This window comes from Flavobacterium piscis (assembly GCF_001686925.1).
Lineage (GTDB): Bacteria > Bacteroidota > Bacteroidia > Flavobacteriales > Flavobacteriaceae > Flavobacterium > Flavobacterium piscis.
The window spans coordinates 1-768 of the sequence record NZ_LVEN01000029.1; the positions used below are offsets into that span (position 1 = coordinate 1).

Annotated in this window: 1 pseudogene; it reads left to right on the forward strand. The window is 46.6% G+C overall.

Annotation, left to right across the window (positions count from 1 at the left end):
• Positions 1 to 768, forward strand: a pseudogene (locus FLP_RS25530) (hypothetical protein); the annotation flags it as partial.

The window sequence follows — 768 nt, forward strand, 5'->3', positions numbered from 1 at the left end:
ACTGGGGAAAAAACCATATATACGATGGAAAAGGCGGATTGCAGAGCGGAGCAGGCGTACAAGGAAAAGATACTACACCTGCAGAAGGGGTTTCAATCTGGGTGGATACCAATACAAAAATTGTATATATAAAAGATCCTGCTTCAGGAGCATGGATCCAGATCAGCGGTAACAACGGAAAAGACGGATTAGACGGTTCTAATGGTATCACTGGCGGAAATGGTTTGCCTGGCACAAAAGGTCTTGATGGCGAAATCAAAATGTACATTGATAATACTACAGGTATTGTTTATGTAAGAGATGCCAATAACCCTGACCAGTGGATTCCATTAAACGGAAAAGACGGTAAGGATGGAATTGCAGGAGCTCCGGGCTTTGCTGCAGGACCAGGGGAACCGGGTAAAGACGGAACTCCGGGAGCACCGGCAGAAGGAGTAACGACCTGGATCGATTCTACAACAGGAATTATATATATTAAAGATACAACGACAGGAGAGTGGACCCCAATCAACGGTAAAGACGGAAAAGACGGTGTTGCCGGGGGACCAGGTGTACCGGGTAAAGATGGAGTAACAGTTCCGGCTGATGCAACAATCTGGATCGACTCTACAACAGGAACTATCTATATTAAAGATACTACCACTGGAGACTGGGTAAAAATCAATGGTAACGATGGAAAAGACGGCTTGCCGGGCGGACCAGGCGTACCAGGAAAAGCTGCTACACCTGCAGCAGGGGTTTCAATCCGGGTGGACACCAATACAAAAA